A 21,965-nucleotide genomic window follows, 5' to 3' on the forward strand; every position below is an offset into this window, starting at 1 on the left:
ATGCCTTCAAAGGAAAGCAGGAAGCATTGCGCGGGCGATTCACCGTCGTGACAACGGACCTCAACCTGCATAAGTCGATCCCGATCCCGGCCGATCTGCGCCACGCCTTGCTTGAATATGCCAAATCGTGAATAGGTTTGCGGCAAACTGAGCAGTCCTTGTGCACCATAAGAGAGGGACTTGGCTGCGCTAAGGGTTCTGCCAACAGACGAGGTCTCAATGCCGGATATCGAGAGCACGGATGGGGACAACGAGCGCCGCAAGTTAGAAACACGCATATGGCTGCAGATTTTGTCGGTGGAGAGCACGGTATTCATGCGTCTCAACGGCGTGCTTGCTTCAGAATGCGGTCTATCGGTAGCCAAATTCGAGTTCCTGGCCCAAGTAAACCGCTTCCCCGAAGGCATCAGTCTGGGGCGAATATCAGCCAATCTGAAGGTAACCAGCGGCAATGTGTCGGGTCTGGTTCGGCGTCTTGTTGCTGACGGGCTGATCACAAAAACGATGTCGCAGGACGACCGCCGCTCGTTCTTCGTTCGCTTTACGCCGGAAGGTGAGGCTCTGTTCGACAAGGCCAACGCGCTGCATGCCCGGACGCTCGCCGCCTGTTTTGCGTCTGCCTCATCGGACGAATTGCAGAACCAGCTTCTAGCGCTGCGGTCCTTGTCGGCCCGAGTCCAGGAAAGAACAAATGCGTAGTCCAGCCCGTACCGCAGCAAACGAAGATGTCGATCAGCCGGCGCAGATCCCGTCAATGCCTGCCGAGCTGCACGCACACCTACCGTATCTTCTAAACCGGCTGAGCAATCGCTGGAACATCGACATCAACCGCGACCTCAGCGAGCATGGCATCAACAACACTGTGCTGCGCACCCTGTCGGTTCTTTACATCTACAAGACGCTTACGGTGAACGAAATTGCCAGTTACGCGATTGTGGAACAGTCAAATGCCAGCCGCACGATCGACACGATGGTGACCGCTGGATTGGTGAAACGGCAGATCGCGGCAAACGACCTACGCCGGCGCGAAATCGGGCTTACCGTCAAGGGCGAAGCGCTGTTGCGCCAGCTTTGGCCGATCATGGTGCGCAATCATGGAAAGCTGATCGAGGATATACCGGAAGATGACCTTAAAGTGTGCCTTAACACGCTTTTGGCGATGATCCGCAATATTGGTGAATCGCCGGTCTGAGACACTCTAACCCTAGACAGGCTCAGGCCCGCAGGCCGCCCAGGCTTGCACCGCCGCAGACATAAAGCACCTGACCGGTGACGAAGCTCGCCTTTTCATCAAGAAAGAAGCCGATCGCATTGGCGACATCGTCGCGCGAACCGACGCGGCCTACCGGGATGTGGTCGGCCAATTTCTGCTGCTGCGGTGAATCCTTGGGCACGATGCCCCAGAAATTGTCCGTCAGGATGGGACCCGGCGCCACGACATTTACCGTGATGCCCTTACGGGCGAGTTCGAGCGCCCAGGTGCGCGCCATGCCGTGGATGCCGGCCTTGGTTGCCGCATAGGAAGAGCGGGTGGGCGCCCCCATGGACGCGCGCGAACTCACAAAGACGATCCGGCCGAAGCCGCGCTGTTCCATGCCGGGCAGTGCAGCCTGGGTCAGGATCATCGGCGCGCCGAGATGAAGCTGCGCCAGCGTCTGGATGTCTTCGGCCTTTGCTTCGGCCAAGAGGTTCGGCAGGATCAGCCCCGCATTGTGCACGATTGCGTCGATTGGCCCGGCGGCCGCGATTTCGGCCGCAACGGCGCGCGTTTCCCCGATATCGGTGAGGTCGGCGCGAAAGGCGCTCAGCCGTTCATGCTCCCACGAGAGCAGGTCGAGGCCGAGCGACACGACGCGCTCGCCGCGCTCCAGAAGCAGCTTTGCGGTGGCTTCGCCGATACCGGAATTGCCGCCGGTGATCAGGGTTGTTCTGGTTTGCGTCATGGTGATCCCCTCGCCCCGGTCTCAGGTCTGGCGCTTTTTCAGAGCGCGAAGATCATGGAAGTCGCCCTGCGCCATGGTTTCGGCGACAACGGTTTTCAGCCCGGCGCGCTGGATCTTTTCGGTGGCCGTCAGCGGCAGCTTGTCCACCAAGGCGATCCAGCCCGGCACCTTGTAATAAGCCATGCGCTCCAGCGCCCAGCGCGCAATGTCTTTGGCTGCACCCGCTCCCGCCGAACTGCCGTCGGCCATGATGATCAGAGCCGCCACTTCCTCGCCGCGGATCTCGTCCGGCGTCGCCGCAACGGCTGCCTGGCGCACGAGGGGGTGGCGGTTGAGCACGGTTTCCACTTCAACCGCGGCGATGTTTTCGCCCGAACGGCGGATCACGTTCTTCTTGCGGTCGATGAAATGCAGGTCGCCATCGGCGTCACGCGAAACGATGTCGCCGGTATGAAACCAGCCATCCGCCCAGGCTTCCGCCGTTGCCTGTGGATCCTTGAGATATTCGCGGAAAAAGCCAAAGCGCGGATTTTCGCCCGCGCGCCGCACCAGAAGCTCGCCGGGCGTATCGCCCTCCACATCCGCGCCATCATCGCCTAAGATGCGGATCGCGACAACGCCGGATGGCCGGCCGAAGCAGCTCGTGCCGATCTTGCGCGGTTCATCCGTGGCGCCGATGCAGCCGCCACTGCCGGTTTCGGTCATGGCCCAGGCTTCGATCAAGGGAAAGCCGAAACGCTCCTCAAAAGGCGCGTGCAGCTGCTTGTCTACGCCCGCGCCAAAGCCGAAGCGGACCTGATGGTTGCGGTCGCGCTCGGAAGGCGGCGCGCTCATCAGCATGGAGGGCATGACGCCGAGATAATGAAGGCAGGTCGCCCGGCTTTCGCGCACCTGGTCCCACCAAGATCGCGGATGGAAGCGGTCGAGCATGATCAGGCAGCCGCCGACACTCACCATCGCCATCACCGACACGGCCATTGCGTTCATGTGGAAAACTGGCAGTGGGGTCAGCATGCGCTCGCCTTCGGAACGCAACGAAACAATGCCGCCCACATCGCGATACCAGTCGCCGGAATAAAGGAAATACTCGTTGGGGAGGACGCAGCCCTTTGGCCGCCCCGTCGTGCCGGACGTGTATAGCAGCGCGCATTCCGTAGCCGCATCGCCGTCCACCGCTGCGCGAGACCCGCCGAAGGGCGCGCCGAGGTCCGCGTCGGGCGTGGAAACGGAGATCGCCCGGCCGACCGTTGCAGCCGCCGCCTCGATCTCGGCAAAGCGGTCACCCAGCACGATGGCCGCCGACATTTCGGAATGGCCGATGATATATTCGAGCTCGCTTGAGCGCAGGTCCGGATTGATCGGCACCACCGAAACGCCAAGGCTGTTCAAGGCGAACCAGGCTTCAAGGAAAGCCGGCCGGTTCTGCAGCAGCAATCCGACGCGATGGCCTTCGCCATAGCCCGCAGCCTGCAGCTTCGCGCGGCGGGCATCCACCCGCTCGAGCATGGCGCGATAAAAAATCGCTTCCGCCGGAATGTCGTAGATCGCGGCCGTTTCGGCCAAGACCTCAAGGAACGAAGCGTCGGGACGCGCGCGGGTTTGGTCGCGAAAGCGCGAATATACCGTTTCGGTGGAGGTCATCGATCACATAAAAAGCTGAATGTTGCTGAAGGGCGCGTCGAAGTTGATCAGGTCGATCCGCTTAAGCTTGATCCTGAGGGCGCCATCCACAGTCACGAGGTCATGGCTCGCCCAGCCGGAAAAGCGCTCCAGCACGTCACCGCGCGTTTCCGTGTAGATGAAGCTGGTGCGGGTGGATGCCGTGCCGGCCGCCTCGTCCAGGGCGGTGAGCTGCGGCGCTTGCAGCAGATGATGGCAGCGGCTTTTCGGCTTTTGCGAGAAGGTGCGCTCGCCAGCCAGCCGCTCGACGCGCACCTTCAGGAGCAAAAGGTCCTCATACATCAGCGAGGGCTGGAGAACGGGATCGGTCTGCTGCCATTCGAGCGGCATCCAGTAGCGGGCGTCCGGGTGGTAAAGTTCGATCCAGGACTGCCACTGCATCCTGTCGAGCAGGTCGGCTTCGTTATAGATGAAATCGATGACGTCCTTGCGGTTCACGCTGCGGCTCCTTCCTGCATGGCGCCGGTCATGAACTTCTTCCAGGCATGGAACTGGTTGCGCATTTGACGCTCGGACGTGCCGTTGATCACGGCGGTGACGTCCGCCTCCTCGTCCTCGTCATACAGGCGCTGGAGGTTCACCCACTGGTTGCCGTCGGAGTTCAAGCCTTCCTGGGCGCGCTCATACATCTCCAAGTCGTCATGGCCGACGATCGAGGTCGGCGCATTGATGAAGCGGTTATACATCAGCGCTCGTTCGTAGAACTTGTCGGGCGCGCCCACGAGGCGGAACACCCAGCTTTCCACCAGCGTCTTGTCTACTGCGATCGGAATGAAGTTGCGGATAATCTGCACCGGCGCCTTCACCAGGAGATTGGGAAAATAGATGCTGTTGTGGCGCACGTCGCCGAGGATCTCACGCGCCCGCGTTCCGCCGTAGGCAGCGACCATGCTGTCGAAATAGCCGGGAATGTCAGAATAATCGGCATGGATGGAGTTGGCCACGCCGCTATGGCCATGGCCGTTCGCCCAAACCCGCAGACCGGCCTTCTCATAGAACTCGTAGGGGCTCATGAAGGGCGCATAAAGCTGCACCGCCATCGGGGTTTCGGTTGAACCCGCGCCCTCGCGCTCCCAAACCTTGATCGCCGTTCCGGCAGAGCTTTCATGCGCCACCATCGGGTGGCAGGTGTCGGTCTGGTTTTCCACCAGCATCTTCCAGTTGCAGGTATGCATGTAGCGGATGGGCGTCGCCTCGATGCGCAACTGGCCTTCGGGAGAACGGTCGATCATGTTGTCGATCGTGGACAGGCTTTCGCCGAAGAAATCCTCGAAGGACAGGCCACCCGGCTTCAGCTTGGCGAAGAGGAAATCGCGATAAACGCGGAATTCGGCGACCTTGGCCAGTCCTTCGGATGCCTGCACCTCGTTCAGGCCTGTGTTGTCGTAGCCCTTCTTCAGGGGGATCGCCAGCAGCGAGCCGTCGGTCTTGAACGACCACGCATGATAAGGACAGCGGAAGAACTTGCCGGTGTTGCCGCAGGCTTCCGACGCGATCTTCACGCCCTTGTGCGGGCAGCGATTGTGGAAGACGTGGATGGTGCCGTTGGAATGGCGCGTCGCCAGAACAGGCTGGCGTCCCACCGTCGCGGTGATGAAGTCGCCGGGGTTCGGGAGCTGGCTGGCATGGCCGATATAGATCCAGGTGCTTGGGAAAAGGTGCTCCATTTCCAGCTCGAAGATCTCGCGGTCGACATAAACGTCGCGGTGAACCTCGGTGTCGCGCACCAGCGCGCTCACTGCCTCGGCATTTCCGGTGTACTGGGCCATGGATACACTCCTCCTGCGTCGCGTTGCTACGTTGGATCCGGCTGTTCTAGAGGTCGAGCACGAGCCGCGGCGATTTCGACCGCGACACGCAGATCTGCATCACTGTGTTGGACGCTTTCTCCTCGTCCGTCAGGATGACGTCGCGGTGATCGGGCTCGCCTGCCAGAACCGTGGTCTGGCAGATGCCGCAATCGCCGCGCTGGCAATCATAAAGCGGGTCGAGTCCTGCGGCTTCAAGCGCCTGGATGATGGTCTGGTCGGCGGCGACCTCGATGACCTGTCCGCTTGATGCGATCTCGACCTCGAAGGGCGCGTCGGCCCCGACGGGTGCGGCCGCCTTGAACAGTTCGAAATGAATGCGCTCAGGTGGAAAACCGGCCTCGGCGGCCGCGGCCTTCACCGCGTCGATCATGCCGGACGGGCCGCAGACATAGATATGGGCCGCAGTATCGGCGGCGCTGAGCGCGGCTTCGATGTCGAGTCGCGTTTCGTCGCTGTCGTGGTGCACGGAAAGCCTATCGCCGCAGATTGCCTTCAACGGTTCGAGAAAGGCGAGCGCACCGGGTGCGCGGCCGGCATAATGCACGTGATAGGCCGTGCCGCGCCCGTTCAACTCGGCAGCCATGGAAACGATCGGCGTCACACCGATGCCGCCGGCAAACAGAAGCGCGGGCTCGTTGCCCTCATGTAGCGCGAAATTGTTTTCCGGCTGCGAAAGGAGCATCTCGTCGCCCGCCTTCAACGCGTGCATGAAACGCGAGCCACCGGCGCTTTTTTCTTCCAGAAGAATGCCGAGCGAGCAATGCGCGCGATCCACATGCGGCAGGGCGAGCAGCGAATAAGGACGGTCACCGCCGGCCGGCAGGATCACCCGGACATGCGCACCCGGCGTCCAGTCAAAGCCGCGAGCGTCCACGGGCGCCAGCACGACGTGCCGGATCGTCGGTGTTTCCATCGACACCGAGGCCACTCGGAACTTGGTCCGCTGCGCTTCCGTCGCTTTGCTCATCACAGATTTCTCGCCCAAGAAATATGATTTCACATATTCTTACTATTAAGCATGTTAAGTTAATCCGGCAGGATCAAGGCACGGGGTAAGACGCCGACTTCAGCTTCAAACACGAGGCGCGCGCACAAGTTCGAGGTCACGCAGCCGCTCCACCATGGCCGTCATCCGTGCCTTGCGATAGGCCGCGACATCCCTGTCCTTATAATCGAGAAAGCCCTGACGCGCTTTCAGCCCCGTTCGCCCCTCCGCCATGTTGCGCTCGATGATCTCAGGCGCCTCATAGCGGCTGTTGTTGAGCGCGCCGCTCATATAGCGGCTGGTGTGATATAGAATGTCGCCGCCGCCCCAGTCGATGAATTCCAGCAGGCCGAGTACGGAAAAGCGGAAACCGAACCCGTATTTGGCGGCCTTTTCCACATCCTCGACGCTGGCCACGCCTTCTTCCACGATGCGCGCGGCCTCGTTCATGGCGATGCCCTGGATGCGCGGCACGATGAAGCCCGGGCTTGCCGCACAGATCACCGGCACCTTGCCGACGGCTTCCAGCAGCGTTTTCAGCCGTTCGGTGACGCCGGGATCGGTGGCCTTGCCGGGCGAGACTTCCACCAGCGGGACGATAAAGGCCGGATTCAGCCAATGCGCGTTCAGGAAGCGCTCCGGCCTTTCAACGGCCGGCGCGAGATCGTCCACGAGGATCGTTGATGTGGTGGAAGCGATGATCGCGTTCGGCAAACACAGGGCGGATGCCTCGCGCAAACCGTCGAGCTTGAGGTCGAGCACTTCCGGAAAGCCCTCGAACACGATGTTGGCTTTGCCGAGCACGCTTGCCGCCTCATGCTTCGGAACAACAGTCACGCGACCCGCGATCTGCCGGATCGTGTCCGCAGCGGCTTCAAACAGGCCAATCTCGCCAAGCAGGGTCAGCGTGTCAATGATTTCGGCTTCGACCTCACCGGCCAGTGCCGCAAAGGCATCGGCCGGGCGCTCCTTGAAGTCGATGAGGGACACGGAATGCCCGGCATAGGCGAAGACGATCGCGATGCCGCGCCCCATCCGGCCAGCGCCAAGGGCTGCAATGCGCTCTGCACCGCTCATGCGTCGTAGCCCTTCTGGAGAAAGCTTTGCAGCGCCGCGCGGTCCATGTCGCCCAAGCCGACTTTGGCCAGTGGCCGGCCATTCGTCGCGAAATCCTCGCCGCAGATGGCGCTGCCGATCCCCAGCAAACCGCGCATGATCGGCACATCCACGCCGGCAAGCTCGGCTAGCGAAACCAGAAGCGACAGGCCGAGCCGCACGTCTTCCATCATGTAGCGATGTTCGGTGAGCACGATCTTTTCGCGCCAATCGCCGGAGTCCTTCAGGTCTCCATGGGAGCGGTGGCCATACATCCATTCCTCGCCCTCCGTGTTGTAATGGTTGGCGAGCGGGAAATGCGGTTCGCCGTAGCCCAGCGCTTCGCGAACCCGGATGCGTTCCGCATCGAGTTGGTCGGTGACCCGGCGCACGGAAGGCTGCGTGCCCTCGTTATGGATATCCCAGGCCGGGAAATGTTCGAGCGGCGAGGCATTCATGATGATCAGGGGCGGGTGAATGATCGGGCCGGCATTCATCAGCGCGCCCGACACGGCATCGCCGCAGAGCTCGATCACGCCCGGAAAGGCGCGGCTTGTGACTTCAATCGCGTGGTCGGCAAGGGTCAGCGGAAACACGCCGGTGGGCAGGCGGGTAGCGCGGGTGGTGATCAGCACTTCCGCAAAGCCATGTTTGCGCACCAGCCATGGCAGCGTGCCGGATTCGGCAAAGGCAACCCCTTCCACCGTGCCGGCTTCCTTTGCCGCGCGGGCAAAGATCATCGTGCCCAGCGTGCCCGGCGGCATGAAGATGACCTGGCCCGAGCGCAGATGCGGCGCAACCACGCGGGCGATGTCTTCATGGGCCGTGGCCGGCGCCGGGCAGAAGATCAGTTCGGAATCGGCAAGCGCCTCGTCGATGCGGCTCGTGACCCGCGTGAGTGCTGCTTCGCGCGTGCCCGACTTATCGCGCACGGTAATGGTGTTGTTGGTTTCGCGATGTCGGGCAATGTCTGCTTCACCGCGCCGCCACAAGGTGACCTCGTGTCCTGAAAGCGCGAAGTCGCCCGCAGCCGCAAGTGATCCGTTACCACCGCCAAGAACAGTGATCCGCATGCTCCCCTCCATTTTCCTGCCGGACGCCCCTATATCCGATTTTTTCTCAGGCAGGCGAAGTGTATTTTATACTTAGAATTATGCAACCGCATAATCTTTTAGCTGAAACATTCCTGCGGCGCGTGCTTAACTGCGGGCGTTGCACCTGCCGGAGGCCGCCTTGCCCGCCACGATCACCCGCCGCTTTGTTGAAACCAGAACGGGCCCTGTCCACCTTGCTGAAGCAGGGGACGGCATGCCTGTTTTTCTGCTGCACCAGACGCCACGCTCCTGGGACGAATATCGCGAGGTGCTGCCGCTGGTTGGCGAGCATTTCCGAGCCATCGCGATGGACACGCGCGGCTTCGGCGATTCCGATCCCCTTCCGAAGCCATCCATCAAGGGTTGGGCAGAAGCGGTGCTTGATCTGGCCGACGCCTTGGGCATCGAGCGCTTTGTTGTTGCGGGCCATCACACGGGCGCGGTGATCGCGCTGGAAGTTGCGGCGCGCGCACCGAAACGCGTCACGCATCTCGTTTTGTCCGCCATGTCCTTTGTTGATGCGGAGCGGCGCGCCCGCCACGCTGGGCACCGAGTCATCGACGAGGTGGAGCCGCGAGCCGATGGCAGCCATCTTGCTGAACTCTGGCAGCGGCGTGCGCCTCATTATCCGCAAGACAACAGGGTGGCGCTTCTGGAGAGGCTGATGCGCGATGCCCTCAAGGCCGGGCCGATGATGAGCGAAGGCCACCGCGTGGTGAACCGTTACCATATGGAAGAGCGCATCGGCCTTGTGCGCTGTCCCACACTGGTTCTGGCGCCAACGGATGATTCGCATGCTTATCCGTCGGCGCGCCGGGTCGGTGCGGCGATCCCTGGCGCACGGGTGCAGGGCGTGCCGGGCGCAATGGTGCCCTTCCCCGACCAGATGCCGGATGTCTTTGCGCGGGCCGTCTGCGACTTCCTCCTCGAGCACCCGGCTTAGTCAGCGCTTGAGCTTGTAGCCTGCGGCTTCGCGATCCCACATGTCGGGGGTGATGCCCGCTTCGCGCAGCTCGATCTTCTTGATCTTGCCGTTTTCGGTGAGCGGCATGGCTGCGAGAACGAGCAGGAAGCGCGGAACCGCGAAATAAGCGAGCCGCGTTTCGCAAAAGCTGGTTACGTCAACCGGATCGAACGCCATGTCTGGCTTGAGTTCGAGTGCTGCCGCCACCTCGTCCTCGCCCATTTCGGACGGCACGGCATAAACCGCGCAGGCGGAAATGGCGGGATGCTGCATCAGCACCTGTTCCACTTCCCAGGACGACACGTTCTCGCCCCGCCTTCGGATCGCATCCTTCACGCGGTCGATGAAGCGGAACACTCCGCCCGGTCCGCGCAGGACGCGGTCGCCGGTATGGAACCAGTAGTTGCACCAGGCTTCCACCGTTTTTTCGGGCATATCGAGATAGCCGGTGGCAAAGGAAAAGGGTTCAACCGGTCGCAACAAAAGCTCGCCAGCCTCGCCATCGGGCACCGGTGCGTCGTCTCCATCCACGATGATCGCTTCGGCGCCCTTCATCAGGTAGCCCATGCTGCCGGGATGATCCGACGGAATCGGGCTTGCAAACACGAAATTGGTTTCCGTGGACGCATAGCCATCCACCAGCGGCACGTTGAAGCGCTCGAGGAAACTGGCGTGGAAGCGTTCCGGCACGCCGCCGCCAAGCGCGACGCGCAGCCCGTGGTCGCGATCGCCCTGCTCGCTTGGCCGCGAAAGAAGGATCGCTGCCATGGCCCCCAGGAGATAGGTGACATTGACCTTGTGCCGGCGCACGCTCGGCCAAAAGCCCGAGGCCGAAAACTTCGGCTCCAGCACATAGGTGCAGCCGTTGAGCAGCGCCTGGTAAAAGGCGTTTAGCGCATTGGTATGGAAGATCGGCAGCGTAGTCAGAAGCACGTCGCCTTCGCGGATGCCCAGCGCGCGGGCCGAATAGATACCCCACCAGAACAACTGCGCCTGCGGGCAGCACACACCCTTGGAAGGGCCGGTGGTGCCGGATGTGTAAAGAATGGCAACCGTATCGCCCGGTCGCACGAGGGGCGGCGAAGCGATCTCGTCGGGGGAAGCGGAAGCAGGGGCAAGCACCGCATCCGATCCGTCGGTGATGCCATCTTTGCCAACGGTCCAGACCAGCGAGGGTATGGTGGCACCCTCGTCAACACTGTCGAAAACGGCGCGGTGGATGTTTTCGACCACCAGCAGCTTGGGTCTGGCGTTGTTCAGGACATGCGAAAGCTGCGCCCCGCGAAAGGCGATGTTGATGGGCGTGGCGATCGCGCCAAGCCAGGCGCAGCCGAGATAAACCTGAAGGAACTCCGGACGATTGCCGCAAAAAATGGCGACCCGGTCACCTGCCTGGATGCCCGCCGAAGCAAGCTGCCCTGCCCAGGCCGCGGCAACCGCGAGCGTGTCATTATAGGTCCATTCCACGCCGCCGCAGCGCAGAAGAAGCGCATCACCATAGCGCTTCGCCTGCCGCAGGAGGATCGTCGACAACACGCGCTCGCGTGGCGCGAACTGCGCGACGATCGCGTCATAGCGATCCCCTTCGGCAGGGCGGACGGGATCGACGGCGGCAGGAGCGTTCATGCATCTTCCTTGTCAGGTTTCCACCTGGCGGCGGCGCGCCGGCTCTTCTGGTTTTTGCGTGCTGGCGGAGACCGCGGCCTTTGTTTCGCTGAGCAGCGCCGTCAGCGCTTCCACCTGGCCTGGCGTCAGGCCGCTGGAGATACCGGCGATCATTTCGCCGTTCTTCTTGGCCATGCGCCGGAACTTGCGCCGGCCTTCGATCGTCAGGCGCACGATCTGCACCCTGCGATCGATTTCCAGCGCCGTGCGCGTCACGAGCCCGTCGGCGATCAGGCGGTCGATGATCGGCGTGACATTGCCGGCCGGCACCATCAGGCGCTTCGACAATTCGCTCAGCATCATGCCGCCGGGGCGACGATCGAGCTGCGCGAGAATTTCGAAGCGCGGCAGGGTGAAATCGAACTGCACGCGAAACTGCTTGCGCAGTTCGGATTCCACCAGCGTGGTGCAGGCCAGCATGCGCAGCCACAAGCGAATGACGGCTTGCTGATCGGCGGGATGAACGAGATCCTCGTCCTCAACAAACGGATTGGTGATGGTGTCCAAGTTCCCCCTTGCTTCACCATTGCGCGCACCTTTCGGGACGATGGAGCCGGTCGATGCGCCTTTCGGCAACCGCCTGCCGGTTGCGCTTCCCGGACAAGAAACAGCGGTCGGATGTTTCGACTGCTGCTCCGCCCCCCTCCTCAGTGACCGCCCAGATAAGCGGCCATCAGGCGCGGATCGTGGATCAGGCTGCTTGCTTCGCCGGACTGCACGATCTCGCCTGTTTCCAAGACATAACCGACATCCGCGGTTTCGAGTGCTGCGCGCGCATTCTGTTCCACCAGAAGCACGGAAACGCCGAGCTCGCGCAAAGAGGCGACCGTGTGGAAGATTTCGCGCACGATCAGCGGCGCAAGACCGAGGCTCGGCTCGTCGAGAACCAGCAGCTTCGGTTTGGTCATCAGCGCACGGCCGAGCGCCAGCATCTGGCGTTCGCCGCCCGACAGCGTGCCGGCATCCTGCTTATGGCGCTGCTTCAAGCGCGGGAAGCGCTCGTAAACGGCTTCCAGCTCGTTGTTGATCGTCGCCCGGTTGTAGCGGGTATAAGCGCCGAGCAGCAGGTTGTCGCGCACGCTCATTTCGGCAAACAGCTCGCGCTTTTCCGGAACGAGGCAGAGCCCCTTTTCGATGCGGTCTTCCACTGACAGGCGGGAAAGATCCTCACCCATGAAGGTCATGCGGCCGAATGAGCGCAAAAGCCCGATCGTGGCCAGCATCAGCGTGGTCTTGCCGGCGCCGTTGGGGCCGATCACGGTAACGATCTGGCCTTCCTCGACCTGGAGCGACACCGAGCGGACCGCATCCACCTTGCCATAGGAAACGCTGACGTCTTCGATTGTGAGAAGCGGCATCACGCGGTTCCCCCGAGATAAGCTTCCTGAACGCGCGGATCTTCGCGCACGGCTTCCGGCTGGCCCTCGATGAGCTTCTCGCCGAAATCCATCACGACGAGGCGATCCACCAGTCCCATCACGAATTCCATGTCGTGTTCAACCAGAAGGATGGTGAGCTTGTCATTGTCGCGCAGCGACTTGAGCAGGGCTGCAAGCTGCTGCTTTTCACCCCGGCGCAGACCGGCGGCCGGTTCGTCCAGCACCAGCAGAACGGGATCGGCCGCAAGCGCGCGGGCGATTTCCAGAATGCGCTGGTTGCCGAGCGGCAGGTTGCCGGCGAGCTCAAAAGGCTTGTCGCCCAGCCCGACGCGCTCGAGCTGCTGGAGCGCGTCATACCGGGCGGAGGCTTCTTCCGCCCTGTTCAAGCGGAACAGGCCGCTAAACAGGCCGGTATGCGTGCGCGGATAAGCACCGAGCATGACATTGTCGAGCAGGGTCATTTTCGGCCGCAGCTTCACGTGCTGGAAGGTTCGGGCAATACCGGCCTGGGCGATGTTGGACTGCCGCGTTCTGGTGATGTCCTTGCCGGCAAAGGTGATCGAGCCGCTGTTGGTCTGCAGCGCGCCGGTCAGAAGGTTGAACATCGTGCTTTTGCCGGCGCCGTTCGGCCCGATCAGGCCGAGGATCTCACCGGCATTGACGTCGAAGCTGACCTTGTTGACGGCAATTAGGCCGCCGAACCGGCGCTCCGCCTGGTCGACCTTGAGCAGCGGCGTGCCGGCCGCGGGCTTGTCGCGCCGTGCAAGCGGCGTGGCTTGCGAGGGACGTGGGATGGCGGTTGCGGGAAGATATTGCTGGACCCACGCCACGACGCCGCCCCGGGCATATTGCAGGAACACGATGAAGAGGCCGGCATAGGCCACCACTTCGAGCTGACCCGTGCCGCTTGGAATGATGTAATGGAGATAATCCTGCACGAAGTTCTTGAGCAGCGTCACGATCGCCGCGCCGATCACGCCGCCGATCGGGCTGCCCGCGCCGCCCACCATGGCCATCATCAGATATTCGATGCCCATCAGCGGCTCAAACGGGGTAGGACTGATGAAGCGGCTGAGATGGGCATAAAGCCAGCCCGACAGGGCGGCCAGGAAAGCTGCAAAAACGAAGCAGGTGACCTTGATCCAGAACACGTTGATGCCGAGGCTTTCAACCAGCGTGTTGCCGCCACGCAGCGCGCGCATGGCGCGGCCGATGCGTGAATCCAGAAGGTTATACACCAGCAGCAGCACAACACAGACCACCGCCCAGATCAGGTAATAGATCTGCCAGCTTTCAACCAGCGACACGGAACCGATCGAGATCGGCGGGATGGACGCGATGCCGTTATGCTTGCCCAGCCCTTCCACATTGCCGAACAGGAAGCCGATGGCGAGGCCCCAGGCGATGGTGCTGAGCGACAGGTAATGGCCTTGGAGGCGCAGCGTGATCAGGCCGAGGATAAAGGCGACCGCGCAGGTGATGACGATGCCGAGCAGGAGGCCGATCCAGGGCGAACCGCCGTTCAGCGCGGTGACCCATGCGCTGGAATAAGCGGCGAGGCCCACAAAGGCCGCCTGTCCGAAGGACACGAGACCGCCGACGCCGGTCAAAAGCGCAAGGCCGATCGCGACCAGCGCATAGATGCCGACATAGTTCATCAGGGTGATGGTGAAGGCACCCAGCAGGAACGGCGCGCCGACAAGCGCCAGAACCGCGATCAGAACGGCGAGGCGAAGGGTGAAGCGGCTCATTCCTCGTCATGCTCCTCGGTATGCACGGACACGATCGATCGCCAGATCAGGATCGGGATCAGGAGAGAAAAGACGATCACGTCCTTGAAGGCGCTGCTTTGGAACGAGGCGAAGCTTTCCAGCACGCCCACGAACAGGGAGCCGATGGCGGTGCCGGGATAGCTCACCAGCCCGCCGATGATCGCCCCCACAAAAGCGCGCAGCCCCAGCAGGAAGCCGGAATCATAGAACATGGTGTTGACCGGGGCGATCAGGATGCCGGACACGCCCGCCATCAGCGAACCGACAATATAGGCGATCGTACCGGAGCGCTCGGGGCGGATGCCCATCAGCCGTGCGCCGGAGCGATTCACGGCGGTTGCGCGCAGCGACTTGCCGATCAGCGTGAAGTCGAAGAACAGGTAAAGGAGGCCGCTGAACAGAACGGCCGCAAACATGATCAGGGCAGCCTGGCCGGTGATCATGATCGAGCCGAACTCGAAGATCGCATCCGTCATCGGCTCGGTGCGCACGCCTTCGGGCCCGAAAAACAGCAGGCCGAGACCCACAAGCGCAAAATGCAGCGCCATGGAAACGATCAGCAGCATCAGCACGGATGCATCGGCTATCGGACGATACACGATGCGGTCAAGTAGAGGCGCGATGGGCAGGATCAGGATCAGGGAAAACAGGATGCGCAGCACCATGCTCGACTGATAAAGCGGCTCGGACAGCCACACAACGCCGACGAGTGCCAGCGGCAGAGCGAGGTAGTAAAGGAGTGCGCCGGGGATTTCGTGGGCCCGTCCGTTGCGCAGAAGCGCAACCACTTCCACGAGTGTGGCCATGCCGGCTAGAACCACAACAAGGCCGGCAGTGCCGGGAAGCCTGCCCATTTCAAGCGCCGCGAGGGTCAGGGCGGTAAAGGCCGCGATGTCGCCGAAGGGAATGAAGACCACACGGGTCACGGTGAAGATCAGCACCGTGCCGATGGCGATCAGAACATAGATCGCACCGGAAGCAAGGCCATCGATCGCAAGGATCGAAGCAATATCGAAATCCATCAAGACACTCCAAACGACCGGTTGCGCTCAAATGCGCAAGGTAGCCGGCGACAGGCAGTTCAGGCTTTGGGAAAAGAGTGGCCGGGGCAGTCGGTAAGCAGGAGGCACGAATGCCTCCCGCCCTGCAATGCTTACGGCTCGTAGGTCCACTTGCCGTCGACCAGCTTGACCACCACGAGCGAGCGCTCGTCGACGCCATAGCTGTTGCCTTTGCGGAAGTTGTAGACGCCATGGACGCCGGCAACCTCGTCGCCCTTGAAGATCTCTTCCTTCAGGGCTTCGCGGAAAGCGGGCGTGCCGGGTTGTTCAGCCTTCAGCGCGCGTTCGGCCGCGTCGACCAGGATCACCCAGGCGTCGAAGCTGTAGGCGGAAAAACCGTCCGTGGTGGGTTCCCCGTTGGCCTTCTGGTAGGCGTCGCGGAATTCCATGGAGATCTTCTTGGCAAAATGCTCTTCCGGCAGCTGTTCGGCCACGATGATCGGGCCGGTGCTGACCTTGACGCCTTCAACCGCCTTGCCGCCGACGCGGATGAAGTCGGCATTCACCAGCGCCGCCAGGCCGTAGAGCTCGCCCTTGTAGCCGCGCTTGGCTAGTTCCAGCGGCGGCAGGGCGCCCTGGGTTGCCGAGCCGCCGAGAAGAACCGCATCGGGCTTGGATGCCAGCACCTTCAGGATCTGGCCGGTGACGGAAGTGTCGGTGCGCGTATAGCGCTCATTAGTGAGAACCTCGATCTTGCCGGCTTCTTCGGCTGCCTTGGCGCCTTCATAAACCAGGTCGCCCCAGGCATCGGCAAAGCCGATATAGCCGATGCGCTTTTCACCGTCGCGCACCATCCGGTCGGCGATCACGCTTGCCATCAGCGCGGGCGGCTGAGGCATGGTCACGCCCCACTGGTTGGAACCGTCGCCTTCATCCAGCTTCACCGGCGAAATGGCGATCATCGGAACCCTGAGTTCCTTGGCAACGGCCATCATGGCGATGGTGGACGGCGCGGTGGCCGTGCCGATCAGGATGTCGACCTTGTCTTCTTCCACGAGCTTGCGCGCATTGCGCGTTGCAGCCGAAGGATCGGCGCCGTCATCAAGCTCGATCACGGTGATCTTTTCGCCGCCGACTTCGCTTTGATACTGCTGCCCGGCCTTGATCCCCTTGGAATAAGGAATGCCGATCGAAGCGCCGTTGCCACTAAGAGACGTAACGAAGCCAACCTTGATATCGGCATGAGCGAACGTGGTCGACACCACCCCGCTTAATAGAGTTGCTGCGAGTAGGAGCGATCTGCGCATCTGTGTTCCCCACTGTTGCGACGTTGAACCAGCTGACGGCTGAAGCCGCCTTAATGCTTGTTGCCGGGGCGCTGGCCAGTCGGCTGCGCACCTTCTTTTCTTTGGTTCGTGCAAGCTGAGCGTCGATTAAGATCCCAACAAGCCAGATGATCGCCGGTGTCGAAACCCGTTTCGCTACGCTGTAGGTGGACCCGTTACCGCCCCTCAGCTTGAATATGTTCCGGAAGGCTCCAATCCTTCCTTCGGCCACATCGATCGAGAAGCCGATTTCAAAACGCTAGTACTTTAGGCTTGAAGTGTCGAGAATTTATTTTATGCATAAGACATCTTCGGACGTGACGGCTTCGATGCGTTGATAATACCCTCATCGCTGTCGTAATGCTCGGTTGGGGATGAAGGCGCCCATGTCTGCCGATTACCGCCTGATTGTTCGGGGAAGGAAGCGTGGTGCGCATTTTCTGGCAAAGCTTCTTGGATAAAACAATCGGCGCGGCCTATCTCCGCCGCCTCGAAGATTATCTCAATGGCATTGCTGCTGCCGGCACGCAGGTGGAGGTGTCCGGGATCTCGCCGCCTGATCGCGATTTTGGACGATTGGCCGAATTTCGCTGCGCCATCCACGCCATTGATGCGGGCATCGGCGCTGAGGAAGCCGGCTATGATGCCGTGGTGATGGGGCATTTCCAGGATCCCGGCCTTTATGAGCTGCGCTCGGCTTTGCGCATTCCGGTTGTAGGTGCCGGTGAAGCCACGCTGCACACCGCTTCGCAACTCGGACGCCGTCTTGGCCTCGTGACGCTCGATCGCGCCTTTGAGGTGTGGCACCATGAACAGGCCGAGCTTTATGGGCTTGGCCGACGCATCCAGGGCGTTGTAGGCATGGGTTGCCGGCCGGAAGACTTCAACGCCTGTTTTGCCGGCGACGCCATTGCCAGGGACCAGCTGCTGCGCGATTTCACGGCATGCGCCATGCCGCTGGTGGAGGCCGGCGCCGACGTGATCGTTCCGGCCGGCGTTCTACCGGGCCTGCTGATCGGAGGTGAGCCCGGTTTTGTCGTCGGTTATGCGCCGGTGGTGAATTGTGCCGCCGTTGCTTTGAAATCAGCCGAGATGTGGGTGCAGTTGCGGGCGCTGAGCGGGCTTGAGCCCAGCCGCGGCCCTTCCTTCGCCCTCGCCAATGAACGCGCCAAGGCCGATTTCCGGCAAGCCGCCGCGCATGGCCTTCACTCCTTCAACCCCACCATCAACGGAGCGGATCAGCAATGACGACCCCTGAGAAGATCATCTACTCAACGGAAGTAACCGCCACCGGCGGCCGCGACGGCAAGGCTTCCAGCAAGGACGGCAAGCTCGCCGTGTCCCTGTCCGTGCCGAAGGAGTTCGGCGGTCCGGGTGCGGACGGCACCAATCCCGAGCAGCTGTTTGGCGCAGGCTATTCAGCCTGTTTCCTCAGCGCGATCAAGCTGATGGGCCGGCTGAACAGGGTTGCCATCCCCGACCAGTCGACCGTGACCGCCAGGATCGGCGTCGGCACGGTTGAGGTCGGCTACATGTTCACCGCCGAGCTCGTGGTGGACCTGCCGGGCGTGCCGCGCGAAACGGCTGAGGAACTGGTGGCCGGCGCGCATGAGCGCTGCCCCTTTTCGCGCGCCACGCTAGGCAATGTCGATGTCAAGCTGACTATCGCCTGAGCCGACCAGCAGACGATGAGGACATCCCGAAGAGCATCCTATGACGGCGTCGTGGTCACGACGCCCGTCACCATCCCTTACCAGCGCTATTCCGTGGAAAGCGCGCATTGGTGGATCGGCCGTGCTTTGCGCGGTCTTGTTGATGCTTCGGGAATAAGCCCGCGCGACATCGACGGCTTCTGCCTGTCGAGCTTCACCGTCGGCCCGGACACAGCCATTGGCCTGACGCAGCATTTCGGGTTGAGCGTGCGCTGGCTCGACCATATCCCGCTTGGCGGGGCGAGCGCCGTTGCCGCTTTCCGGCGGGCGGCGCGCGCGGTGCAGGCCGGCGACGCCGACATCGTGGCATGCGTGGCGGGCGACACCAACCACGTCGATTCCTTCCGCCGCACGCTGGAGAATTTTTCCCGCTTCGCCGCCGATGCCGCTTACCCCTATGGCGCGGGGGGGGCCAATGCGAGCTTCGCGCTGATCGCGCGCCATTACATGAACCGCTTCGGGATTTCCCGCGAGGATTTCGGCCGCATTGCCGTGTCGCAGCGCGACAACGCCCTGCGCAATCCCAATGCCTTAATGAAGACGCCGCTGACGCTCGAACAGTATATGGCGGCGCGGCCGATCGCCGATCCGATCCACCTGTTTGATTGCGTGATGCCCTGCGCCGGCGCGGAAGCCTTTCTTGTGATGCGCGAGGAAAAGGCCGCCGCCGCCAAACTCAAGGGTGCGCGCGTGCTGGGCACGATCGAGCGCCACAATGCGCGCCTCGACGATGTCGTGCAGAACCATGGCGGCTGGATCGCCGACATCGACGATCTGTGGGGCATGGCCGGCGCAGCGCCCGGCGATCTCGACTTCGTGCAGACCTATGACGATTATCCGGTGATCGTGATGATGCAGCTCGAGGATCTCGGCTTCTGCAAAAAGGGCGAAGGCGCCGAATTCGTCCGCAGCCATGACCTGACGATCGACGGCACCTTCCCCCACAACACCACCGGCGGCCAGTTGTCGGCGGGACAGGCGGGTGCGGCCGGCGCTTATATCGGCGTCACGGAGTCGATCCGCCAGGTGCTGGGCACGGCCGGTCCGACCCAGGTCAAGGATGCGCGGCTCGGCCTCGCGTCCGGCTTTGGCATGATCAACTATGATCGCGGCCTTTCGTCCGGCGCCATGATCATTGCGGGAGAAGGCTGATGGTTGAGCCGCTGCAAAAGCCGGGCCGCAAGAACCCGCTCGATCGCACGAGGCAGCAGGCGCTGCCACCGGCCGGCCGCAGCCGCAAGGGCCAGTTGCTCACGCTCGCTGCCGCGCAAGGGCGCTTTGCCCTGCAATGCTGCAGTGAATGCGGCCTGTTCTGTTACCCCGCGCGCGACGCCTGCCCCAACTGCCTGTCGGCCGACCTTCCGCTGACCGATGCGCCGAACGGCGGCACGATCGTTTCCGAAACAACCGTGCGCGTGCCCACCGATGTGTATTTCCGCGAGCGCGCGTCCTGGCGCATCGGCATCGTCAAGCTCGATTGCGGCCCCGAAATGGTGGCGCATCTTCATGCCGATTGTTATGACGGCGAGCGCGTGCGCATGTCCCTGCAGCTCGACAAGTCCGGCCAGGCCGTGGCCTTTGCCCGCCCGACCGAAAAGACCCCTAACCAGGCCGATGACAGGCAATGGCGTGAAATGACGGCAACACCCAAATTCCGGCGCGCTTTGGTCACCAATGGCCGCACCGCGCTTGGCCAGGCTGTGGCGGCAGCGCTGAAGGCGGCCGGCGCGGAGGTTTATGTCGGCCTCGCCGACCCCTGGAAGCCATTTCCCGGCGAGGAAACACTGAAGCGCGACCACCATGTCGTGCCGCTCGATGTGGCCGATGAGCGTTCCGTTCAGGAACTCGCAGCCGATCTTGGCGGCAAGATCGATATTCTCGTCAACTCAACGGAGCATGTGCGTCCCGGCGGCTTGCTGGACCGGCGCGTCACCAACGCGGTGAAAGACGAAATGGATCAGCATCATTTCGGCTTCGTGCATCTGGCGCAGGCCTTTGGCCCTGCCATGCGCGCGCGCGGCGCCGATGGCGTCAACAGCGCCGCCGCATGGGTCAACGTATTTTCCGTTTATGCGCTGGCGAACTGGGCGCCCTTCGGCACCAACAGCGCAGCACAAGCCGCCGCCTTGTCCCTGTCGCACTGCCTGCGCGGCGAATTGCGTCTCGGCGGCGTGCGGGTGGTCAACCTGTTCACCGGCCCGCTCGATACCGAATGGTTCCAGACCGTGCCGCCGCCCAAGCTCGCACCCAAAGCGGTTGCCAGCGCCATCGTTGCCGCGCTTGAAAACGGCACCGAGGACGTGTTTGTGGGCGATGTCGCGGAAGATGTGCGCCAGCGGCTTCTTGCGAATCCGAAGGCGCTGGAACGCGACCTGAACCAGCGCATTTCCTGAAAGGGCGGACGATCATGACCGACAACACCGCCATCGCTTTCGCGACCGCCATTGCGCAAGGGTCGCTACGCGTCGTGGACCTCACCTTCACGCTGTCGCCCGACATGCCGGTGATCGTGCTGCCGCCGGAATTCGGCCAATCATCGCCCGTGCGCATCCAGCAGATCTCGCGCTACGACGAGAACGGGCCTGGCTGGTACTGGAACAACATCACGGTTGGGGAACATACCGGCACGCATTTCGATGCACCTGTTCATTGGTATACGGGCAAGGACCTGCCCAACAACGCGGTGGATACGCTGCCGGTGGAGCACATGATCGCACCGGCCTGCGTGATTGACTGTTCGGCGCAGGCTGCTGCCGATCCCGACTTCCTGCTCACCCGCGCGTTCGTGGAAGACTGGGAAAAATCCCACGGCCGCATTCTCGCCGGACACTGGGTTCTCCTGCGTACCGACTGGTCGAAGCTTGGGCCCCGCGACTTCGCCAATCTGCGCGAAGACGGCGCCCATACGCCCGGCCCGGATTCAAACGTCATGGAATGGCTGGTCAACGAGCGCGACATTCTTGGCTTTGGCACTGAAACCATCGGCACCGATGCCGGTCAGGGCAGCCATTTCGCCCCCCCTCACCCCGCCCACCATTTCCTTCATGGCGCCGGCCGCTACGGGCTGCAATGCCTGCGCAATCTCGACCAACTGCCGCCCACCGGCGCGATCCTGATTACTACGCCGCTTAAGATCCTCAACGGCTCCGGCAGCCCGTTGCGGGTGCTCGGCGTCGCGCCGAGCTAGGCGGCATAAAGCCGTATTGCGTCGCCAAGTCCGACTCCGGCACGATCTCGTTGGTGAGCACGAAATCAGGCTGCAACAGCACGGCGCGCGCTGAGCGCAGGTGCTGAGCCTCCTGATGGAGCTGTCAAGGGAAACAGGCCTGTCGGTCGCCTTCATCAGCCCCTGCGATGCCGTGTTCGCCGCACCGCAGGCTGCCTACACCCGCAAGCTCATCGACGCGATCCCCTTACCCGAACCCATGCCGGGCTGGCTCGACCGCACGGTCGCCTGACGGCTTCAAACGCCGTGCCCGCCTCACCGCGTTCTTGTGAATCCCGGCAAGAAGAAAGGCGCGGCCGCCAACGCCGCGCCT

At 62.4% G+C, this 21,965-nt stretch carries 22 protein-coding genes; 9 read left to right on the top strand and 13 right to left on the bottom strand.

All coding sequences use genetic code 11. From position 1 onward, the window contains the following. Positions 1 to 219: 219 nt before the first annotated feature. Positions 220 to 699, top strand: a complete 480-nt coding sequence (locus IE166_RS16445) for a MarR family winged helix-turn-helix transcriptional regulator (protein WP_189506068.1) — start codon at positions 220 to 222, stop codon at positions 697 to 699. Continuing rightward, positions 692 to 1,192, top strand: a complete 501-nt coding sequence (locus IE166_RS16450) for a MarR family winged helix-turn-helix transcriptional regulator (protein WP_244641539.1) — start codon at positions 692 to 694, stop codon at positions 1,190 to 1,192. The genes IE166_RS16445 and IE166_RS16450 overlap by 8 nt, the downstream gene beginning before the upstream one ends. Before the next feature lie 22 nt (positions 1,193 to 1,214). Here IE166_RS16450 and IE166_RS16455 read toward each other — a convergent pair whose 3' ends face one another. From IE166_RS16455 to IE166_RS16485, 7 genes are all read right to left on the bottom strand, one after another. Then, complete coding sequence (locus IE166_RS16455; protein WP_189506070.1) at positions 1,215 to 1,943, bottom strand: SDR family NAD(P)-dependent oxidoreductase; 729 nt, start codon at positions 1,941 to 1,943, stop codon at positions 1,215 to 1,217. A gap of 21 nt (positions 1,944 to 1,964) precedes the next feature. Next, on the bottom strand, positions 1,965 to 3,584 hold the full coding sequence (locus IE166_RS16460; protein ID WP_189506072.1) for an AMP-binding protein: 1,620 nt from the start codon (positions 3,582 to 3,584) through the stop codon (positions 1,965 to 1,967). Between the two features lie 3 nt (positions 3,585 to 3,587). Beyond that, the gene (locus tag IE166_RS16465) at positions 3,588 to 4,061 is read right to left on the bottom strand and encodes an aromatic-ring-hydroxylating dioxygenase subunit beta (protein WP_189506075.1); all 474 of its coding nucleotides are present in this window, start codon (positions 4,059 to 4,061) and stop codon (positions 3,588 to 3,590) included. After that, on the bottom strand, positions 4,058 to 5,392 hold the full coding sequence (locus tag IE166_RS16470; protein WP_189506081.1) for an aromatic ring-hydroxylating dioxygenase subunit alpha: 1,335 nt from the start codon (positions 5,390 to 5,392) through the stop codon (positions 4,058 to 4,060). Before IE166_RS16470 ends, IE166_RS16465 begins: the two co-directional genes overlap by 4 nt. Before the next feature lie 46 nt (positions 5,393 to 5,438). Then, positions 5,439 to 6,401 (bottom strand): PDR/VanB family oxidoreductase, encoded by a 963-nt coding sequence (locus IE166_RS16475; protein WP_189506083.1) that lies wholly within the window; start codon positions 6,399 to 6,401, stop codon positions 5,439 to 5,441. A gap of 105 nt (positions 6,402 to 6,506) precedes the next feature. Then, complete coding sequence (locus tag IE166_RS16480) at positions 6,507 to 7,496, bottom strand: 3-hydroxybutyryl-CoA dehydrogenase (RefSeq protein ID WP_189506087.1); 990 nt, start codon at positions 7,494 to 7,496, stop codon at positions 6,507 to 6,509. Further along, positions 7,493 to 8,587 (bottom strand): NAD/NADP-dependent octopine/nopaline dehydrogenase family protein, encoded by a 1,095-nt coding sequence (locus IE166_RS16485; RefSeq protein WP_189506089.1) that lies wholly within the window; start codon positions 8,585 to 8,587, stop codon positions 7,493 to 7,495. Before IE166_RS16485 ends, IE166_RS16480 begins: the two co-directional genes overlap by 4 nt. A gap of 235 nt (positions 8,588 to 8,822) precedes the next feature. On the opposite strand from IE166_RS16485, the gene IE166_RS16490 reads away from it, so the two are divergent. Beyond that, positions 8,823 to 9,551 (top strand): alpha/beta fold hydrolase, encoded by a 729-nt coding sequence (locus IE166_RS16490; RefSeq protein WP_189506092.1) that lies wholly within the window; start codon positions 8,823 to 8,825, stop codon positions 9,549 to 9,551. Here the strand turns inward: IE166_RS16490 and IE166_RS16495 are convergent, their stop codons facing one another. From IE166_RS16495 to IE166_RS16520, 6 genes are all read right to left on the bottom strand, one after another. Continuing rightward, positions 9,552 to 11,198: an ATP-dependent acyl-CoA ligase gene (locus IE166_RS16495; RefSeq protein ID WP_189506095.1), complete on the bottom strand. Its 1,647-nt coding sequence runs from the start codon at positions 11,196 to 11,198 to the stop codon at positions 9,552 to 9,554. A gap of 12 nt (positions 11,199 to 11,210) precedes the next feature. Further along, entirely contained in the window at positions 11,211 to 11,744 is a 534-nt protein-coding gene (locus IE166_RS16500; protein WP_244641540.1) for a MarR family winged helix-turn-helix transcriptional regulator, read from the bottom strand. A 140-nt stretch (positions 11,745 to 11,884) separates the two neighbouring features. After that, positions 11,885 to 12,595: an ABC transporter ATP-binding protein gene (locus IE166_RS16505; protein ID WP_385965246.1), complete on the bottom strand. Its 711-nt coding sequence runs from the start codon at positions 12,593 to 12,595 to the stop codon at positions 11,885 to 11,887. Then, positions 12,595 to 14,367, bottom strand: a complete 1,773-nt coding sequence (locus IE166_RS16510; protein ID WP_189506101.1) for a branched-chain amino acid ABC transporter ATP-binding protein/permease — start codon at positions 14,365 to 14,367, stop codon at positions 12,595 to 12,597. The genes IE166_RS16505 and IE166_RS16510 overlap by 1 nt, the downstream gene beginning before the upstream one ends. Beyond that, on the bottom strand, positions 14,364 to 15,410 hold the full coding sequence (locus IE166_RS16515; protein ID WP_189506104.1) for a branched-chain amino acid ABC transporter permease: 1,047 nt from the start codon (positions 15,408 to 15,410) through the stop codon (positions 14,364 to 14,366). The genes IE166_RS16510 and IE166_RS16515 overlap by 4 nt, the downstream gene beginning before the upstream one ends. 131 nt (positions 15,411 to 15,541) lie before the next feature. Beyond that, on the bottom strand, positions 15,542 to 16,696 hold the full coding sequence (locus IE166_RS16520; RefSeq protein WP_189506106.1) for an ABC transporter substrate-binding protein: 1,155 nt from the start codon (positions 16,694 to 16,696) through the stop codon (positions 15,542 to 15,544). 471 nt (positions 16,697 to 17,167) lie between these two features. Here IE166_RS16520 and IE166_RS16525 point away from each other — a divergent pair, with 471 nt between their 5' ends. The 6 genes from IE166_RS16525 to IE166_RS16550 all read left to right on the top strand — a co-directional run bounded on the left by IE166_RS16525 (position 17,168) and on the right by IE166_RS16550 (position 21,884). Further along, on the top strand, positions 17,168 to 17,962 hold the full coding sequence (locus tag IE166_RS16525) for an aspartate/glutamate racemase family protein (protein ID WP_244641541.1): 795 nt from the start codon (positions 17,168 to 17,170) through the stop codon (positions 17,960 to 17,962). Continuing rightward, positions 17,959 to 18,387 carry an organic hydroperoxide resistance protein gene (locus IE166_RS16530; protein WP_189506109.1) on the top strand — a complete coding sequence of 143 codons (429 nt, stop codon included), beginning with the start codon at positions 17,959 to 17,961 and terminating at the stop codon, positions 18,385 to 18,387. Before IE166_RS16525 ends, IE166_RS16530 begins: the two co-directional genes overlap by 4 nt. Before the next feature lie 15 nt (positions 18,388 to 18,402). Next, positions 18,403 to 19,578, top strand: a complete 1,176-nt coding sequence (locus IE166_RS16535) for a thiolase family protein (protein WP_189506111.1) — start codon at positions 18,403 to 18,405, stop codon at positions 19,576 to 19,578. Then, positions 19,578 to 20,819 (top strand): SDR family NAD(P)-dependent oxidoreductase, encoded by a 1,242-nt coding sequence (locus IE166_RS16540; protein ID WP_189506112.1) that lies wholly within the window; start codon positions 19,578 to 19,580, stop codon positions 20,817 to 20,819. The genes IE166_RS16535 and IE166_RS16540 overlap by 1 nt, the downstream gene beginning before the upstream one ends. A 14-nt stretch (positions 20,820 to 20,833) precedes the next feature. Next, positions 20,834 to 21,613: a cyclase family protein gene (locus IE166_RS16545; protein ID WP_189506115.1), complete on the top strand. Its 780-nt coding sequence runs from the start codon at positions 20,834 to 20,836 to the stop codon at positions 21,611 to 21,613. Positions 21,614 to 21,728: 115 nt separating this feature from the next. Next, on the top strand, positions 21,729 to 21,884 hold the full coding sequence (locus tag IE166_RS16550; RefSeq protein ID WP_308430528.1) for a hypothetical protein: 156 nt from the start codon (positions 21,729 to 21,731) through the stop codon (positions 21,882 to 21,884). Positions 21,885 to 21,965 lie beyond the last annotated feature (81 nt).

Origin of the sequence: Tianweitania populi, from assembly GCF_014652875.1 — a bacterium.
Taxonomy (GTDB): domain Bacteria; phylum Pseudomonadota; class Alphaproteobacteria; order Rhizobiales; family Rhizobiaceae; genus Tianweitania; species Tianweitania populi.

Coding starts and splice junctions, on each gene's coding strand:
- IE166_RS16460 (WP_189506072.1), bottom strand. CDS start 3,584: ATGACCTCCACCGAAACGGTATATTCGCGCTTTCGCGACCAAACCCGC.
- IE166_RS16530 (WP_189506109.1), top strand. CDS start 17,959: ATGACGACCCCTGAGAAGATCATCTACTCAACGGAAGTAACCGCCACC.
- IE166_RS16490 (WP_189506092.1), top strand. CDS start 8,823: ATGCCTGTTTTTCTGCTGCACCAGACGCCACGCTCCTGGGACGAATAT.
- IE166_RS16495 (WP_189506095.1), bottom strand. CDS start 11,198: ATGAACGCTCCTGCCGCCGTCGATCCCGTCCGCCCTGCCGAAGGGGAT.
- IE166_RS16520 (WP_189506106.1), bottom strand. CDS start 16,696: ATGCGCAGATCGCTCCTACTCGCAGCAACTCTATTAAGCGGGGTGGTG.
- IE166_RS16485 (WP_189506089.1), bottom strand. CDS start 8,587: ATGCGGATCACTGTTCTTGGCGGTGGTAACGGATCACTTGCGGCTGCG.
- IE166_RS16540 (WP_189506112.1), top strand. CDS start 19,578: ATGGTTGAGCCGCTGCAAAAGCCGGGCCGCAAGAACCCGCTCGATCGC.
- IE166_RS16470 (WP_189506081.1), bottom strand. CDS start 5,392: ATGGCCCAGTACACCGGAAATGCCGAGGCAGTGAGCGCGCTGGTGCGC.
- IE166_RS16535 (WP_189506111.1), top strand. CDS start 18,403: ATGAGGACATCCCGAAGAGCATCCTATGACGGCGTCGTGGTCACGACG.
- IE166_RS16475 (WP_189506083.1), bottom strand. CDS start 6,401: ATGAGCAAAGCGACGGAAGCGCAGCGGACCAAGTTCCGAGTGGCCTCG.
- IE166_RS16510 (WP_189506101.1), bottom strand. CDS start 14,367: ATGAGCCGCTTCACCCTTCGCCTCGCCGTTCTGATCGCGGTTCTGGCG.
- IE166_RS16450 (WP_244641539.1), top strand. CDS start 692: ATGCGTAGTCCAGCCCGTACCGCAGCAAACGAAGATGTCGATCAGCCG.
- IE166_RS16480 (WP_189506087.1), bottom strand. CDS start 7,496: ATGAGCGGTGCAGAGCGCATTGCAGCCCTTGGCGCTGGCCGGATGGGG.
- IE166_RS16455 (WP_189506070.1), bottom strand. CDS start 1,943: ATGACGCAAACCAGAACAACCCTGATCACCGGCGGCAATTCCGGTATC.
- IE166_RS16515 (WP_189506104.1), bottom strand. CDS start 15,410: ATGGATTTCGATATTGCTTCGATCCTTGCGATCGATGGCCTTGCTTCC.
- IE166_RS16445 (WP_189506068.1), top strand. CDS start 220: ATGCCGGATATCGAGAGCACGGATGGGGACAACGAGCGCCGCAAGTTA.
- IE166_RS16505 (WP_385965246.1), bottom strand. CDS start 12,595: ATGCCGCTTCTCACAATCGAAGACGTCAGCGTTTCCTATGGCAAGGTG.
- IE166_RS16550 (WP_308430528.1), top strand. CDS start 21,729: ATGGAGCTGTCAAGGGAAACAGGCCTGTCGGTCGCCTTCATCAGCCCC.
- IE166_RS16545 (WP_189506115.1), top strand. CDS start 20,834: ATGACCGACAACACCGCCATCGCTTTCGCGACCGCCATTGCGCAAGGG.